Origin of the sequence: Nocardia sp. JMUB6875 (genome assembly GCF_041154655.1) — a bacterium.
Lineage (GTDB): Bacteria > Actinomycetota > Actinomycetes > Mycobacteriales > Mycobacteriaceae > Nocardia.
Window position 1 is genome coordinate 1 of sequence record NZ_BAAFGR010000087.1, and the last position, 17,299, is coordinate 17,299.

The window sequence follows — 17,299 nt, forward strand, 5'->3', positions numbered from 1 at the left end:
TCCGTCACCCCCGCCGCCCGCCGCCCCCACGTCCCAATCCGTGCAGACCAACCCGGGCTAGCCGTCCACGCCGCGAGCCTTGGCGATGGAACGGCGGAAGAAGGGGCGGGCGAGGTCTTCGGGGAGGTTGGCCCAGAGGAGGAAGAATCTCGTCAGTGGGTCGGTGGTGATGTGGTGGTGGCCGCGTTCCAAGCCCCGGAGTGCCGCGCGGGCAACGGTTTCGGCGGGGAGCGGTTTGATGGATCCGGTGATGGCCTTGGTTTCGGGGGGCTTGCGGAGGTTTTCTCGGGCCAGGCCGGGGGTGTCGGTGTCGGCGGGGTAGAGGACGGAGAGCTGGACGCCGGTGGGGTCGGTTTCGTAGCGGAGGCAGAGGGCCAGTTGGCGGATGCTCGCCTTGGTGGGGCCGTAGCTGCTGTAGCCGGTGATGCCGAGGAAGGCGGAGGTGGAGCTGATCAGCAGGATGCGGCCGGCGGCGCGTTCGGTCATACCGGGCAGCACGCAGCGGATGGCGTTGACCGAGCCGAGGTAGTTGGCGGTGATCTGGGTGTCGAAGTCGTCGGGGTCGATGTCGAGGAAGCGGCCGGGGAGGGTGAGGCCCGCGCAGCAGGCCAGGACGGTGCAGGGGCCCTGGCGGCGTTCGAGTTCCTTGATGGCGGAGGCGAGTTCGTCGCGGTGGGTGACGTCGGCGGTGACCCATTCCGCCCCGATGGTCTCGGCCATATCGCGCAGGGGCACGCGGCGGCGGGCGAGGATGGAGACGCGGGCGCCGCGCCGGGCGCCGGCCTCGGCCACGGCGGCCCCGATGCCTTCGGAGCCGCCGGTGACGATCACGTGCTGGGAGGTCCAGTCGAAACCCATGGGGGCACTCAACTTCCGTTCGCGATGAGCTCGACGATGCGGTCGCGCCAGAGCTGGTAGGTCGCGGCGGTGCCGTCGGCGGGCAGATCGACCTGGGACTTCTCCACGAGGACATCGGTGTCGGCCATGGAGCGGCCGCAATAGGTGCGCACGACCGCCTCGGTGTAGGCGTCGACACTGTCGGTTTCCAGGCGGATCTTGGCGACCAGCGCCGCGCCGAGACCCAGCAGCCCGGCGTATTCGCCCGCGGTGGTGCGCAATTCGTCGAGCTCGTGCTGATCGACGCCGCCGGCGAAGGTGACCGCGATGCCGACCCCGCTCCACAGGTCGGCGTGCCGGGCCGGATCGAACTGGCCGATCAATCGGGTCAGCCCGGCGGCCGAGCCGCCGCCCACGAACCACAACGCCCGCCCGATGCCCTGATCCGCGATGCGCAGCACCTGCGCGCGATTGCCCATCCACCGTGGATACCGGGTGTCGAATCGCTGCTGCCGCACGTACTTCTGGGTGTGGAAGAAGGCCTTGTAGAACCCGTACCCGTCGACGGCGAGCCACCGGTAGAGCGGATGCTTGGGAAACAGCTTGCGCCAGCGGAACTTCGGGATGCGCGCCAATGCCATGCCGACCCCGGGGTACATCGGGAAGTGGAAGTTCTCCGCGTTCTCGAACAGGTCGGCGGCGCGATGCCCGGGCGAGAGCGAGTCGAGGGCGGTGAGCCCGACCGCCGCGCCCTCGAAGGCGAATCCGCGATAGCGCGCGGGCACCGGTTGCAGGGCCGCGATGATCTCGGCATTGCTGGAACTGCGGACGGCGGTGTCGATTCCGCTGACCAGGTGCAGGGTCACCCGCTCCAGTTCCAGCGCGGTCGTCTCGCTGGGCCGCTCGAATCCGCCCATGACTCTGCGGATTTCGGATTGTCCAGGGACGAAGACCAGGGCGCGCAACGGACCTATGGGTGAGGGCATGGGACTTCTCCGATCAAGAGCGTGCGGTCTGGTTTATCGAATGAGCGCGGAGGGCGAGCGCTTCCGGCGCGGGTGCGGGCTCGGCGGCACCGGCCACGCGCGACCGTCGCCATTCCGCGAAATCGCGCACCCACCAATAGATCCCGCGAGACGCACAGGTGACGGTCAGGGCGAAGAACAGTCCGTAGGCGATGTGCAGGACCATGAACACCCCGTACAGCACCCCGACGGACGCGCCGAACATGATCTGCTGGCGTTTGCCGAACGGCGTGGTCGCGGGATCGGTGACCATGTAGTTGCTGAACAGGATGAACGCCAGCCCCGTCATGGGTGCGATGGCCGCCAGCATCGAGATGTTCGGTTCGAACCAGCCGCGCAGGATCGCCTGGAGCGCGAAGGCCGCGAACCAGGCCAGGATGAGCGGCATCTTCAGTGTCAGTTTGGCATTGAGCAGCGTGCCCGAGGTGAACAGCGCGATCACGATGCCCCAGCGCACCGGCCCGTGCAGGTGCTCGGTGAAGTGGTAGGGCGGGGCGACCGCCATCATCGGGAACAGCAGCATGCACACGACGATCCCGAAGTTCGACGGGTTCATGAAGTGCTTCATCTTCCCGTTGATCTTCGCGCGGATCACCCATTTCGCGCCGACGGCGACGGTGACGCCGAACAGCACCGGCCACAGTTGGTTGTGCGCGTAGACCAGGAAGTTGAACGCCAATCCGGTGATGTGGGCGGGCAGCAGGAACTCGATCAGCCCGCGCGGGCCGCGGCCCCGGTAGGCGGCCGGGCGCTGATATGCCCATGCCGCAAGGGTTTCCAGCAGCAGCTCCACGGTGTAGGCGGTGGCCACGGCCAGGAACGGCCATAGCCACGGCTGCTCGAAGCCGAGCAGTGGATAGCCGATCACATTGAAGAAGGTGATGGAGATGGCGAAGTTGCGCAGCGCCAGGTAGCGCGGATCCTTGTTGGGCGGGGGCTTCTCGATCCACTCCTTGGCGAATTCGGTGCCCGACTTCTGCATGGCCGCGATACGGGCAGCCGTGGCGACCGGATGCCCGTTCCCCTCCGCGTGGCCGTTGGTTTCCGGGTTGGTCCCGGTTTGGTTGTCGCTCATCCCTTGACCTCCTGAGCGTCCGCGGAGAGTTTCACGTTGTGCCAGCCCGGCGCGAGCTTGATGGACTGCTCGTGCGGGGTCCCGTTCGAATCACGCCACCGCAGCAGCACATCCAGCGGTGTACTCGGATCGATCTCGCCGAGACCGATGTGCACCTCGAGGGCGCGTTTGCCGGTGTGTCCGCTGCCGCCGTCGAGGTGGCCGATGTGCAACCGCCCGTCCGGGGTCCGGACCTCGACCTGCGCGTCCACCGCCGGCACGCCGAGCACCGGCTTGCCCGCGAGGGTGGTGGTGACGGCGGTGCCCGGGTAGGTCGGCTTGTACAGCTTCAGCCCGAGGAACTGCCCGCTGCCGCCGAAGTTGTTGTGGTAGAACGACGGATCGCCCCACTGCCGCGCCACCGCGATGCTGAGCGCCCCCTTGCCGCCGGTGTCGCCCACCGCGATCCCGCGCGAGGGCACCGCCTTGTCCATGCCGAGCGCACGGGTCAGGTTGACGAATTTGCCGTTGCCGTCGGGCGCGTAGAAGGCGACCGGATCCTCCCCGGCGAGATCGGCGTCGGGTCCGATGATGGGCCAGGCGTAGGGATCCTTGACCAGGTCGTCGTTCATGGTGCCGATTTCCTGGATCTGCGGCCACCGGTTGACGCTGCCCTTGATCATGCCGTTGGCCTGGACCAGCTCATTGCGGCCGCTGTTGTTGAAATCGCCGAGCTTGGCGTCCCAGCCCCAGGTGTCGTAGGCCAGCCCCAGCTTCGGGGCGCGATTCACGAATGGTGCTGTGCCGCTGTCGAGTTGGCTCGCGGCGTCGGCATTGTCCTTGGCGGTGTTGCACCAGGCGAAGTGGCCTTCCATCAGCCCGAAGGTGACCGCGATATTGCTGACGAACACGTCCGGTCGGCCGTTGCCGCACAGGTCGCCGAATTCCGCGGCCATACCCTTGAACGAATCATTGCCCAGCACAGAGGATTTCGGTGTCGCGGGACCGCGCTTGCCGACCGCGAGCTCGAACTTGATCCTGCCCGGTGTCGACTTGTTCACGAAGAGGTGGTCGCTGCCGAAGTCGTTGGCCACGTATAGGTCCGGCAGTTGGTTGCCCTTCAGGTCGAGGGCCGCGGCCGCCAGCGTCCACCCGGTCGAGGTGCCGATCGGGAAGGCATCGGAGACCTCCGAATACTGCACGTCCGGATCGTGCCCGGAGGTGTATCCGGACAGCGTGAAGATCTTCTGCTCACCGCCGTTCTTGGCGGTCGCGAAGCCGTCGGGCATCTGCAGGGTGCGGCGGCCCTCCGCGGCGAGCACATCCATCTCGGGGAAGTAGTTGCCGATGAACAGGTCCGGCTTGCCGTTGCCGTCGAAGTCGGAGATCGCGACGGCGGCGGTGATCCAGCGCCGTCCGTGGTAGAGCCCGTCCTCGGTCTGCGGGTTGGGCACCAACTCGACGGGCCGGAAGGCCTTGGCGTCCAGGTGTGTCGCGTCCGCGCGCTGCAGGTACAGGATGGGTGTGCGACCGTAATAGGTGACCAGCAGGCCCATGCGGCCGTCGCCGGTGAAGTCGCCGGGAATGCAGCCCGAGGGCACCGTGGACTCGTCGGTGCGCAGCGGCTTGGGGTCCAGCACGAACGGCTCGTAGCGGCTGGTGTCGCTGTCCGGTGTCGGGGTGATGATGACCGAGTCCGAGCGCGGATCGACCAGGCACAGGTCCTGGGCGAGCCCGCTTCCGGTCAGGTCGGTCATGGCGACCGCCGAGCCGATGGCCGAGATCCAGGCCTGCAGGTTCGCGTATTCCTTGCGCACCTGGCGGATCTTGCGGTCGGTGTTCAGCCCCGGCGGCAGTTTGATCGGCATCTCGGTGAAGCTGAACTTGCTCGCCAGCGGCCCGCCCGGGTCCTCGGAGTGCGGCAGGATCGCACTGCGCGCGGGCGCGAACAGCACGCCCATGATGAGCAGGGCGACCGCCGGCACCACGGCTTTTCGCAGCAGGCTTCGATTGATCCGTAGTTTCACGAGTGCTGCTCCTCCTGGGCGAGAGTGAATTGCTGTCCGGCGGTGCCGTCGAGGCCGTCGAGGACTTGACGCAACGCCCGCAGGGCGGCGTCGAGTTGCGGTTCGGTGTGGCGGCAGTTGACGAAGAACCGCAGTCGCGCCTCCCCGGCCGGGACCACGGGATGGGTGATGGCGTTGACGCTGAAGCCGCGTTGCAGCATGGCCAGTGCCGCGAGCACGGCGGGCTCGTCCGCGCCGGTCATGATCGGAATGATCGGGGTGTCGTGCGAGGTTCCGGTGTCGAAGCCGAGTTCCCTTGCGCGACTGTGAAAGTACTGGGCATTGTGCCGCAACCGCAGGACCCGCTGCGGCTCCTCGCGCAGCACCTCCAACGCGGTGCGCGCGGCGGCGATGGCCGACGGCGCGGGTGCGGCGGTGTACATACTGAGCCCGCCCGCGACGTATTTGAACCCGTCGACGAGATCCTTTCTGCCCGCGAGGTATCCGCCGACGCTGCCGATCGCCTTGGACAGCGTGCCCATCCAGACGTCCACGGCGTCGCCGGGCAGGTCGAAGTGCTCCCGGATGCCGTGCCCGGTCGCGCCGACCGTTCCGAAGGAGTGCGCCTCATCGATCATGATCGAGCAGCCGTATTTCCTGGCCACCTCGATGATCTCGGGCAGCCGCACCACGTCGCCGTCCATGCTGTAGACGCCTTCGAGCAGCACCAGGGCCCGGTCGAAGCTGCGCCGCGACATGCGCAGGATGGCTTCGAGGGAGTCGGGATCGTTGTGGCGGAAGAAGACTCGTTTGCAGCCTGCCCATTCGGTGCCCGCGACAATGCTGTTGTGGATGAGTGAGTCGCAGATCGCGAGATCGCGTTTGCCCAGCAGGAATCCGACGGCCGCGGCATTGGTGAGATACCCGCTGGCGGTGACGAGGGCCGCCTCAGTGTCGTAGACGCCCGCGAGTTCGTCCTCCAGCTCGCGGTAGACCGGAAGTTCCCCGGCGACGATGCGGACCGCCGCGGCCGAGGTCCCGTATTCGTCGATGGCGTCCTTGGCGGCCTGCCGCACCCGGGGGTCGGCGGCCAGGTCCAGATAGCCGAAACTGCTGAAGTTCACGACATCCCGGTCCGCCATGCGGGTGACCGCTCCGCTGACGCCCTCGTGCGGCAGGTAGTACGGGTTGATCAGGCCGACCTGGCGCACCCAGGCGTCGAAGCGGCCGAACCGCTGGGCGGCGTCGAGCACGCCCGGGTGGTCGGCGAAACCGGTCCGGAAGGTCGCACCGTTCCCGTTGACCGGTTGCGGCCTCCCCGCCGATTCGGCCGCTCGTTGCCCGGATTCCTTTGTGCCGCCATTGTTTCCGGCATGCCGGGCCAGTAGTGCACGGGCCAGCCCCCGGGGATCGCTGTCGTTCATTCGACCTCGCTGTCGTTTATCCGCGCCGCGCGTTCCTCTTCCTGCGCGATCTGCTCACCGATGCGCCCGCCGAGGCCGCGCAGGGTCAGGCCGATGACGGCCAGCACCGACATCTGCACGCCCAGCACCTGCACCACCCGCGCGCCGAACTCCATGCCCATGAGCGAGTCCAGGCCCAGATCCGGCAGCGGGGTATCGAGGTCGACGGTTTCGGCGTCGACGCCGAGTACCGCGGCCAGCTGTTCGGCCAGCAGGTACGCCACCACCTCGCCGCGCTGATCCGCGCCCAGGGCAAGGACTTCCGCGCGCAGCCCGGCCGCGCCGGAGGCCCCGCCCCCGGCGGTAGCGACCTGTTCGGCGAAGCGCGCGGTGCGCGTCGAGGCACGGTAGGCGGTGGACCAGCGCGCCCAGTCGACGTCCATCAGCAGGACCTGCGGCAGGTCCAGCAGCAGGCATTCGGCGAGCAGACCGGTGGCGGCGTCCATGTCGACGGGGCGGTAGCCGGTCATCTCGGCGTAGCGGGTGACCGCGTCGTAGTCGGCCATGCCACCGCCGCCGGACATGAAGCCCCAATTGACGGCCAGCGCCGGCGCGCCCCGGGCCCGGCGGGCGGCGGCGAGCGCGTCGAGGACGGAATTGGCGGCGGCATAACCCATCTGGGGCGAGATGCCGACCACGCTGCTGGCCGAGGAGTACAGCACGAACAGGTCGGGTTCGACACCGGCGGCGGTGAGGGCGTTGTCGAGATGCACCGCGCCCGCGGCCTTGGGGCCGAAGATCTCTGCCAGCGAGTCGACGGTGATCTGCGCGACCTCGTGGTTGTTGACCACGCCCGCGGCATGGAAAACCCCGCGTAGTGCACGACCGCTGGATCGTGTCCGCTCGATCAGTCCGGCGACCGCGTCGTAGTCGGAGACGTCGACGCGCTCCTCGATGACTTCGATTCCGGCGGAGGCCAATTCGGCCACGGCCGCGCGGGCGAGGTCGCTCGTCGCGCCGTGCCGTCCGGCCAGCACCAGCCGCCGCGCCCCGGCACGGGCCAGCCATCGCGCCGTCGCGAGCCCGAAGGCGCCGAAGCCGCCGGTGACGAGATAGCTGCCCAGCGGATCCAGGTGTAGCACAGGGATTTTGGCGCGCGTCACCGGCTGTTCGGCACGCAGGTCCACCACCACGCGGCCGATCTGCTTGGAGCGCGCGACCGTTTCGAAGGCGTCGGCGACATGCTCGAGATCGAAGGCCGTGTAGGGCAGGTAGGAGTAGACGCCCTCGTCCAGCGCGTCCATGGCCCGCCGGGAAGCCCGCCGGACGAAGTCGGGCCGGGCGGCAAGTGCCCGGTCCATATCGACGGCGAAGAATGACAGGTTGCGGTCGAACGGGCGCAGATCGATCGCGCCGTCGGTGTAGATGTCGGCCTTCCCGATTTCCACGATGCGGCCGAATTCGGCCGCGGCACGCAGGTTCTGCTGGAGGATCTCCCCCGGCGACGAGTTGTAGACGACATCCACGCCGCGCCCATCCGTGAGCCGCAGCACCTCGTCCACGAAGCTGATCGACCGCGACTCGAGCACCTCGTGCGCCCCGGCCTCCCGGGCGACGGCGCGTCGCTCATCGGTGCTCGCGGTGGCGATCACGCGGGCGCCGAGCCGGGCGGCCACCTGCACCGCGGCCATGCCCATGCCGCCCGCGGCCCCGTGGATGAGCACGGTCTCCCCGGGCTGCAACCGGGCCAACTCGGTGAAGGCGAATTCGGCCGTGAGAAACGGCAAGATGGAACTGCATTGGCCGGGATCGATCTCCGTCTCCGGATCGGCCTCGATCCGCATGGTCGCGCCCTCGTCGGGCCGCACCGTGATGTACCGGCGCAGCAGGTCGCGGGCGCACACCGACATGCGATCGCCCGGAACGATATCGGTAATGCCCGGCCCGACCCGCTCGACGACGCCGTAGGCGTCCATGCCCAGCGCGGTGCCGAAATACGTGCCCGCCAGCTCGCGTTCGGTGAGGACGCCCAGCACCTTGAGCGCGTCCTTGTAGTTCAATCCGACCGCGTCCAAACGGATCTCGATCTCGCCGGGCCCGGGCGCGACCCGGTCGACAGCCCGCCAGGCCAGCTCCGACAGCAGGCGGCTGCGCGGAACCTCCAGCCGGAACGACGAATCCGGATCGGACAGCGGGACCTCCGCGTCGCGGCCCGCCAGGCGCTCGCGCAGGGTGCGGCGCATGGTGAGGGTCCAGCCGGCACCGGCGCGCAGGGCGATCTCGTCCGCGCGGACCGGCCCGGTCGGATCGGTGAGGACCTGTTCGATGATCGCGGCGGCCGGTGTGGTGGCCTCGGCGTCGATCAGCCGCCACTGCGCGGCCGCCTGTTCGTTCAGCAGGGTGCGCCGCGCGCCGATGAGCGCCGACTGCGCGGTGTTGGCGAAGCGATCCACGGGCAGGCAGAAGGCGTTCTCGGTGACCACCACCGCCCGAAGCTCGGTGCCTTCGACAGGCGCGCTCTCCTCGTCCCCGCCCAGCAGCCGACCGATGGCCCGCGCCACCACGGCCAGTCCGTACACATGCTGCACCGCATCGAGTTCCGAATACGCGACCACCACGACACGGCTGCGCCCGCCTGCGTCTCCGTGCGCGGTCCGCAGCTGGGCCAGCAGGGCTTCCTCATCGGCCTCGATGCCGATGGTAAGGATCTCCGCCGACGGTCTCGCCCCGGCGATCTCCTTGGCACGCTGGGAGACCGTCGAGCCCAGGCTCACGACCAGCAGGAACTCGTCCGCAATCGATTGCGCTGCCGCGGTTCCCGGATTCGGGTCCTCGGTGATCGACCACACCGGTTCGTAGAACAGGCCGTCCAACCGGTCGATCGGCTCGGGCGCGGCGGCGATCCGGCTGAACCGGACCCCGGACAAGGTGAGCGCGACCCGGCCGTCGGGTCCGGCGATACGGATGTCGGCGACGAGTTCGTCCGCCCCGGAACGGGTGACCAGCACGAGCGGATCGTCGGGTAACCGTCCCGTCCAGCGCACCCCGGCGACCGATGCGGGCACCACCACCGTCGACTCGTGCGCGGAACGCGCGTACAGCGCGGCAAAGCATTGCAGGGCGGCATCGACGATCGCGGGATGCGCGAGATGCGGTAGCGCGGAGGCATTCTCGGCCAATGGCGAAGGATCCAGCGCGGCCACCACCGTGTCGGCTCCGACCCATGCCCGCTCGATGAGCCGGAAGGCCGGGCCGTACGAAAGTCCGTGTGCGGCAAGCCCGTCGTAGAGCACCTCGCCCGCGATCTCGACCCCGTCCGCCGGCGGGGTGACATCGGCGGTCCCCGGATCCACCTCGGCCTCGATCAACCGTCCCGACGCGTTGACATTCCATGTGGTGCCCGTCGCCGCCCGCGATCGCACGGTGAAGCGATGCGTGGTCTCCTCGATATCGATCCGCACAACCGGAATCTCGTGCTGATCCACCACTATCGGCGCGATGAACCGCACACTCTCCAGCCCGAACGACGTCCGCCCCGTACGCAGCGCCACCGCCGACAACGCCGCATCGACATACGCCGCCCCCGGCAGCACCACCGATCCGTCCACCACATGGTCGAACAGCCACGGCAGATTCGAAACCGACAGCGCCACTTCCCATTCCGACGCCGATGCCTCGGTCCGCTCGCCGAGCATGGCGTATCCCGTGGTGGCGCCCTGCCGGTCGCGCTCGGTTGCGGGATCCTCGGTCCACAACAGTCGCCGCTGCCACGGATACGACGGCAACTCCCGATGCGGGACCGCCGCCGTCGCCGCCCCCGGCGGCCGCGTGGTGTCCAACGCACCGGCCCGATACAGATCGGCGACAGCCCACAACAGCCGATGACGGTCCTCGCCGTCCCTCGCCAGGGTCCCGATCACCGCCCCCGGCGTCCCGCGCCGAGCCAGAACTTCCCGAATATTGCCGCCCAGCACGGGATGCGGCCCGACCTCGAGAAAGACCTGATGCCCGGCCGCGACCAACCCCTCGATGGCGTCCGCGAACCGCACCGGCTCCCGCACATTCCGGCACCAGTACCCGGCGTCGCACCCCGCGCCGTCGATTTCCGCACCGGTAACGGTGGACCATAGGGGAATCCGCGTCTCCCCCGGGCTCAGATCGGCCAGTTCCGAACGCAACTCGTCGAGGATCGGATCCATGAGCTGGCTGTGATAGGGCACCTCGACCCGCAGGGTGCGCGCGAAAACCCCTTCCCCATCCAGTGATTCGCGCAACCGCTCCAGCTCCGCCACATCACCGGACAGCGTGACGGCCGACGGACTGTTCACCGCGGCAACGCTGACCCCGGCCGTCCCTCCGATCCGCGCGACGGCCTGATCCTCCGACAACCCAACCGCGAGCATGCCTCCACTACCCGCGGTCGTGGCCTGCAGCCGCGAGCGGTGATAGCTCACCAGGAGCGCGTCTTCCAGGGACAGGGTGCCCGAGACGTAGGCGGCGGCCACCTCACCGACACTGTGGCCGACGACCGCGGCCGGACGGATGCCCAGCGCGGCGAGTTCCGCCGTGAGCGCCACCTGCACCAGGAAATTCGCCGGTTGCGCGACAGCGGTGGCCGTGACCCGCGAATCCTCCTCCGAGCACAGCATTTCCGCGATGATCGACCACCCGGACAGCGCCTCGAAGACTTCGTCGATCTCCCGCGCGGTATCCGCGAACACGCCGTCGACCTCGAGCAGCCCGCGCGCCATCCCCCACCACTGCGGTCCCATCCCGCTGAACACGAACACCGGCGCGATCGGCGCGGCAGTGACGGTCCGGGCGGGTGCGGCCCCGCCACCCGCGGCGAATTCGGCCAGCTGCGTGCGCAAGTCGTCTCCATCGCGATAGGTGAAGGCGGTGCGCAGCGGATGATGCGCACGCCGCGACCACAGGGCCTCGGTAACGGCCGTGGATCCGGCGGCCAGCTGACCGGCGAGCTCCCGCAGGGCGGTCTCGCTGCGGGCCGACAGCGGCAGCACGGGCAGCGGGTCGGCGCGGTCCTCGATCAGCGAGAGCATCGGGGCCTGTTCGAGGATGGCGTGGGCGTTGGTGCCGCCGTAGCCGAAGCTGTTGACCGCTACCGCGATTCGGCCGTTGCCGCCCGGCAGGGGTTCCGGGTCGAGTGGTACGCGAAGGCCCAGTTCGTCGAATCGGATTTCCGGGTTCGGATTGTCGAGTCGCCGCTGCGGGGCGATCGTCCGATGATGCAGGGTCAGGGCGGCTTTGATGAGGCCCGCGACACCCGCCGCGGCCTCGGTGTGGCCGATGTTGTTCTTGAGCGATCCGACGGGCAGGGGTTCGTCGCGTCCGGCCGGGGTGCCGTAGACCGCGCCCAGTGCCGACATTTCGATGGGATCGCCGACGGCGGTGCCGGTGCCGTGTGCTTCGACGTAGCGGATCTCGTGAGCTTCGAAGCCCGCGTTCTCGCGGACGCGGCGGGCGAGCGCCTCCTGGGCAACGGGATTCGGGACCGGGATGGCGAGGGTACGGCCGTCCTGGTTGACGCCGCTCCCCCGCACGACGGCGTAGATCCGGTCGCGGTCCCGAACAGCGGCCTGCAGCGGCTTGAGGATCACCGCGCCCGCCCCCTCGCCGCGGCCGTATCCGTCGGCACCGGCCTCGAAGGTCTTGCACCGCCCGTCCACCGAGAGGAACCGGCCCTTGCACATGGAGATGAAGGCTTCCGGCCGCAGCATGACGTTCGCGCCGCCGACGATCGCGGTCTCGCATTCCCCGGCGTTCAGGGCGAGCACCGCCTGATGCAGCGCCACCAACGATGACGAGCACGCGGTGTCGATGGTCATGGTCGGGCCGAGCAGGTCCAGCAGGAAGGCGATGCGCGCCGACAGCAGCGTGTGGGAGGCGCTGGTGGGGCTGTGGGCGTTGATCACCGGCCGGGCCAGCGGCCCGCTGCGCACCAGCGCGTTGTCGTTCATGAAGCCGCCCATGAACACCCCGACCGGCCGCCCGGACACCCGCCCGGCCAGGCCGGCGTCGTCGAGCGCCTCCCAGGTCACCTCGAGCAGCAGCCGCTGCTGCGGATCCATGATGGCGGCCTCGCGCTGCGAGATCCCGAAGAAGTCGGCGTCGAACTCCCACAGCGACTGGGTGAGGAAGCCGCCGTGGCGGGTGTACATGCGCCCGGGCGCGTCCGGATCCGGATCGTAGAACTTCTCGAGGTTCCAGCGGTCGGCGGGCACCCGCACCACCCCGTCGCCCTTGTGGATCACGAAGTCCCAGAGTGAATCCGGATTCGTGATACCGCCGGGGAACCGGCATCCGATTCCGACAATGGCTGCATCGGACATGTGTCGTCCCCTGGGATTTCTCGATGCCGGACAAGGCCGCGGAATGATTGGCACATGGTAGGCAGGCCGCCGAAAGCCGGTCAACGATTCGACGCGGGCAAGATCAGAGTTATTGCCGGGAGCCGCATTTCGAATGTGACGAGAGCCCCGAGACCGTATGTAACACCATTATTCGACTGTTATCACGAGGTTGTTTGATATTCCCGCACCGGCGAATTACGTCGTTATCCAGGAATTACGTTGTTATTCCGCGCAATTCGCCTGCGGCGGCCCGCTCACGGCTATCCTCCGTGCGTGCCGTCACCCCGACGGCACGGTCGAGGTGATCGAAAGCTGGTGTGGCCGTGCTGAATACCCTGAGTTCCGGTGGCTTCGTGATCGAGGACGGCGCCGAACCGATCGAAAGCGTCGCCTGGCTGCGCGAATTCGCCGCCCACTACATCGCGGGCTGGAATTCCGCCGACGCCGACGCGGTCGCGGCCTGCGTCACCGAGGACACCGTCTGGCACGACCCGTCCATGGGTGAACCCGCCCGCGGCCGCGCGGGCGTGGCCAAGTTCGTGACCGACACCATCGTGTCGTTTCCGGATGTCGTGTACACGAATCCCATGCCGCCCATGCTGACTGAGGACGCCATGGTCGCGGTGGTGCCGTGGCGGATGACCGGCACCCATCTCGGCCTCATCGATCCGCCCGGATTCGCCGCCACCGGAAAGCGATTCGATGTCATGGTCATCGACCTGTGGCAGTTCCGGTCCGGGCTGATCTGGCGCAGCCGGGCGGTGTGGGATCTGCAGGAGATGCTGCTGCAACTGGGGCTGATGCCCCCGCGCGGCAGCGCGGCCGAGCGCGCCATGGCGGGGGCCCAGCGACTCAAGTCGAAGCTGGGCTTCTGAGCTCAACCACCCTGGGCCACACCGAATCCCCCGCTCAACGCCACGAACTGGGTGAGCGCCCGCACCACCGAGACTCCGACCGCGTCCCGGTCGGAGCCCATCCCGACGAGCAGGTTCACGATCGCGGGCACCAGCACCTCGCTCAGCCCGTCCTCGCCCAGGTGCCCCGAATTCTCCAGCTGCACATAGCCGTACAGCCCGGTCCACAACTGCGCCGCCGCGTTGCGCGGGCTGGTCGGCTTGACCAGCCCCGCTTCCACCGCCCGCCGCGCCGCGTCCACCACATGATCGAAGCTCTCCCGGTAATGATCGAAATCCGAGGTCCCGGTGAGCACATTGCCGCGCCGCAGCGGCGGATCCGTGCGCGGCGATCCGGTGCCGAACATCAGCTGGAACAGCTCCGGCCGCCGCTGCGCCTCATCGCGGAACACCATGCCAAGCAACAGCAGATCCGCGATCGGATCGTCACTGATCCCGCATTCCTGCATGCGCGCGGCCAATTGGGCGAAGCCGGCCGATCCGGCGGCCCGGATCAGCTCGGCCATGCCGCCGAAGTTGGTGTACACGGCCATCGTCGAGACCCCGCACATGCGTGAGACCCGGCGCGCGGTGAGCGCGTGCAGTCCCTCGGTGGAGACCAGTTCGATGGTGGCCTGGATCAGAGACTCGCGCAGAGCCTCGTTGACTCCCCCGGATGCCCCCATCCGTCCGTTCGTCATGCCGTGACACGTAGCTCCGACGCCGTGATGTCCTCGAGCGTGCGCCGCCGCGTCTCCACCAGGTAGACGACGGCCGCGATCGCCGCGAGCGACATCGGGACGGCACTGATCAGGGCGGTGATCGAAATCGACGGCGTGGCAACGGCCGCCACCACCAGCGCGATGATGATCACGCCCCCGAGCTTGCTCATGCCCGCGGCCAGACCGCTGCCGCGCGAGCGGATCCGGGTCGGATAGACCTCGGCACTGTAGGAGACGAGCACCGCCACCACCGAGTTCGCACCCCAGATCGGCGCCACGAGAAGGGCATTGAGCACCACCCGATGATCGGTGACGTGCGTGCCGAGCAGCACGAACCCGAACAGCGACAGCGCCAGGATCGCGCTGAGCGCCACCATCGTCCACTTCGCCGAGCGGTGATAGCAGTAGGCCACAACGAGATTCAGCGGCAGGCCGATGATGGCGGAGTCGCGCAGGATCTTGTCCGCGGTCACGCCGCTGTAGCCGAGCGCACGCAGATTGGTCGGCAGCCACAACTGGAAGCCGTAGGTCACCAGCCCGACCCCGAGCCCGGTCAGGATGAGCACCAGGCTGATTCCGGTGAACGGCGGCCGCAGCAGTCGGCCGTATCCCCCGCGCACGCCCGCCTCGACCGCGAGCTCGGACTCCTCGACGGGTATCGCCTCGGCGTGATAGCGGCGCAGCACCTGCTGCGCTTCCTCATCACGTCCCAAAGACAGTAGGAAGCGCGGTGATTCGGGTATCCACCGGGTCAGCAGGATCAGCAGTAGTCCGGTGGGGAAACCGATCAGCCACATCACCCGCCAGCTGTAGGTCTCCCCGATGGTCGAGGACAGCCAGCTGGTGATGATGTACGCGCCCGCGATATCCCCGCCGATGAGCACCAGCAGCCAGCCGCGATGCCGCGCCGGAATGGTCTCGGCCAGCAGCGTGAACGCGATCGGCAGCATGCCGCCCGCACCCAGGCCCATGATGAAGCACATCACCAGGTTCAATTCGAAACTGGGCATGGTGCCGCAGATGGCGGTGGCGACGAACACGACCCCGGCGAGCAGGATCGCCGCCTTGCGCCCGATGCGGTCGCCGAGCCAGCCCCACAGGAACGAGCCCAGCACGGTACCGGTGATGCCCGCCAGCGGCAGCAGCGCCACCGGCAGCTCCCCGGCCGGATGTGCCGGTGTCTTGAGCCCGTATTCGCGGCCGACCCCCGGCACCACGAAGGCGAGCGTGGTGGGCTTCATGACGTCGATGGTGATGGCGGTGGCCATGACCAGCAGCAGCACGACGTGCACCCGCCCGATCGGCGCATCGTCGAGGGCGCGAACTCGCAAGCGCGCCACCCGTTCTCGATGCGCGCCCAGCGGGACCAGGCCGTAGGCGGTGAGCACCAGGCCCGCCACGATGAGCACCATGCCGGTGATCATGCCGGCGTCCATGTCCATTCCGGCCATGTGATAGTCCATATCCCGCGCCCGGAAGAACATCGGGAAATGCAGGGCCGTCCCCACCGTGGTGAATAGCAGTCCTGACCAGAAAGCCCGGTTGCGTCGCCGAATCAATGGCGGCGGAATGGAATCCGAATGTCGGGAAGCTGCGTGGCCGTCGTCGATCGGCTCACCGAGATACATTTCATCGCGCACTGGGTATCTCCGTCACTACTCGCCAGGACAGCGAGCATTCGCAATAAAGAGTCCCACCCCGGGGCCCAGCCTCTGCTTCTCGGGATCACCGATGACCCGAAGCCAGGTAAGTGTAACATCCGGTATGCTACCTCGAAGTAGGTTGCGGCAGCGATGAATTCGGAAACAGATTGACCTTGGTCCGGACTTCCGAACGTTCACATTCTCCCGGCATCGCGACTATGACATCTCACAACGAATTCAAAACGTATCTATTTCACATATCCCGTCCCGCAACACGTTTCGCCGACGCCCGGACGGGCATGCCGGTAATGGATTGACCGTTCGATCGAAGGAAGGCCGGTGTCGGTTCCGCTGCACAGCGCCGAGGGCGCACCACTGAGCTACCTCGCCGTGGGGCTGGGATGGGAGCCGTCGCCGCCGTCCGTGGACCTCGGGCTGGATCAGCGCACCGCCGTGACGAACCGATTCGATGTGAATCTCGCGGCGCTGTTGTTCAGTGTGGATCAGCTCGTGGATGTGGTCTTCTACGACCACCTGGCCTCCGCGGACGGATCGGTGCGCCATTCCGGCGACGATCTCACCGGCGAGGGCCTGGGCGACAACGAGACGATCACCATCGAGATCGACCGGATCGCCCCGTCGGTCTCCTCGGTGATGTTCGTCGTGAGTTCCTACACCGCAAGGCCGTTCACCGATATCCCGAACGCCTACTGCCACGTGACCGACGCGTCGTCCCAGCTCGAGATCGCCCGCTACGCGCTGACCGGCGGCCCGTACACCGCCTTCGTGGTCGGCAAGCTCGTCCGCACCCCGCAGACGTGGTTCTTCACCGGAATCGGCGCGGGCATCGAGGCCACCCATGTCGCCGAGTCCGTGCCCTATCTCTCGCCCTATCTACCCTGATCCGGAGGTGGCGTCATGAGGCATGTCGACAGCGACGACCAACGCGGCGGGCAACCCCGAACCCCCGAGAATTCCCCGCATCTGACGGTGTTCGACCGGTTCGCCACCGCCACGGCGACCCGGGCGTCCCGGGCGGGATTCTTCGTGTTCTGTGTGGCGCTGGTCTTGATCTGGATTCCGTCCATCGCGGTGCTGCCCAGTGTGGACACCTGGCAGCTGGTGATCAACACCGCCACCACCATCATCACGTTCCTGCTGGTGGCATTGCTGCAGAACACCCAGAGCCGCAGCGACGCGGCCATTCAGGCCAAACTCAACGCCATCAGCGATGCCCTGGCCGACTTCATGGGCGAACTCAGCTCCCAGTACCCCGAACTGGACAACCACCGCCGCGAACTCACCGACGCGGTCGGACTGGAGGATCGAGAAGGCAGCAGCTGAA

At 68.0% G+C, this 17,299-nt stretch carries 11 protein-coding genes; 3 read left to right on the top strand and 8 right to left on the bottom strand.

From position 1 onward, the window contains the following. Nucleotides 1-57 precede the first annotated feature (57 nt). Genes ACAM49_RS22270 through ACAM49_RS22295 form a run of 6 tightly spaced genes read right to left on the bottom strand, consistent with a single transcriptional unit; the run spans nucleotide 58 to nucleotide 12,675 of the window. Complete coding sequence (locus ACAM49_RS22270) at nucleotides 58-858, bottom strand: SDR family oxidoreductase (RefSeq protein ID WP_369637475.1); 801 nt, start codon at nucleotides 856-858, stop codon at nucleotides 58-60. Between the two features lie 8 nt (nucleotides 859-866). Next, complete coding sequence (locus ACAM49_RS22275; protein WP_369637476.1) at nucleotides 867-1,823, bottom strand: DUF1702 family protein; 957 nt, start codon at nucleotides 1,821-1,823, stop codon at nucleotides 867-869. A gap of 13 nt (nucleotides 1,824-1,836) precedes the next feature. Continuing rightward, nucleotides 1,837-2,937, bottom strand: a complete 1,101-nt coding sequence (locus tag ACAM49_RS22280) for an enediyne biosynthesis protein (protein ID WP_369637477.1) — start codon at nucleotides 2,935-2,937, stop codon at nucleotides 1,837-1,839. Then, nucleotides 2,934-4,943 (bottom strand): CRTAC1 family protein, encoded by a 2,010-nt coding sequence (locus ACAM49_RS22285; RefSeq protein ID WP_369637478.1) that lies wholly within the window; start codon nucleotides 4,941-4,943, stop codon nucleotides 2,934-2,936. Before ACAM49_RS22285 ends, ACAM49_RS22280 begins: the two co-directional genes overlap by 4 nt. Then, entirely contained in the window at nucleotides 4,940-6,346 is a 1,407-nt protein-coding gene (locus tag ACAM49_RS22290; protein ID WP_369637479.1) for an aminotransferase class I/II-fold pyridoxal phosphate-dependent enzyme, read from the bottom strand. The genes ACAM49_RS22285 and ACAM49_RS22290 overlap by 4 nt, the downstream gene beginning before the upstream one ends. Next, nucleotides 6,343-12,675: an SDR family NAD(P)-dependent oxidoreductase gene (locus ACAM49_RS22295; protein WP_369637480.1), complete on the bottom strand. Its 6,333-nt coding sequence runs from the start codon at nucleotides 12,673-12,675 to the stop codon at nucleotides 6,343-6,345. Before ACAM49_RS22295 ends, ACAM49_RS22290 begins: the two co-directional genes overlap by 4 nt. A 338-nt stretch (nucleotides 12,676-13,013) precedes the next feature. Here ACAM49_RS22295 and ACAM49_RS22300 point away from each other — a divergent pair, with 338 nt between their 5' ends. Then, nucleotides 13,014-13,571, top strand: coding sequence for an ester cyclase (locus ACAM49_RS22300; RefSeq protein ID WP_369637481.1), 558 nt, complete (start codon nucleotides 13,014-13,016; stop codon nucleotides 13,569-13,571). Nucleotides 13,572-13,573: 2 nt separating this feature from the next. On the opposite strand, the gene ACAM49_RS22305 is transcribed toward ACAM49_RS22300, so the two are convergent. After that, nucleotides 13,574-14,290 (bottom strand): TetR/AcrR family transcriptional regulator, encoded by a 717-nt coding sequence (locus tag ACAM49_RS22305; RefSeq protein ID WP_369637482.1) that lies wholly within the window; start codon nucleotides 14,288-14,290, stop codon nucleotides 13,574-13,576. Beyond that, nucleotides 14,287-15,819: an MFS transporter gene (locus tag ACAM49_RS22310; RefSeq protein WP_369637483.1), complete on the bottom strand. Its 1,533-nt coding sequence runs from the start codon at nucleotides 15,817-15,819 to the stop codon at nucleotides 14,287-14,289. Before ACAM49_RS22310 ends, ACAM49_RS22305 begins: the two co-directional genes overlap by 4 nt. 474 nt (nucleotides 15,820-16,293) lie before the next feature. Here ACAM49_RS22310 and ACAM49_RS22315 point away from each other — a divergent pair, with 474 nt between their 5' ends. Together ACAM49_RS22315 and ACAM49_RS22320 are read left to right on the top strand one after the other, a co-directional pair. Continuing rightward, nucleotides 16,294-16,857, top strand: coding sequence for a TerD family protein (locus ACAM49_RS22315; protein ID WP_369637484.1), 564 nt, complete (start codon nucleotides 16,294-16,296; stop codon nucleotides 16,855-16,857). 15 nt (nucleotides 16,858-16,872) lie between these two features. Further along, entirely contained in the window at nucleotides 16,873-17,298 is a 426-nt protein-coding gene (locus ACAM49_RS22320) for a low affinity iron permease family protein (RefSeq protein WP_369637485.1), read from the top strand. Nucleotide 17,299: the final 1 nt, after the last annotated feature.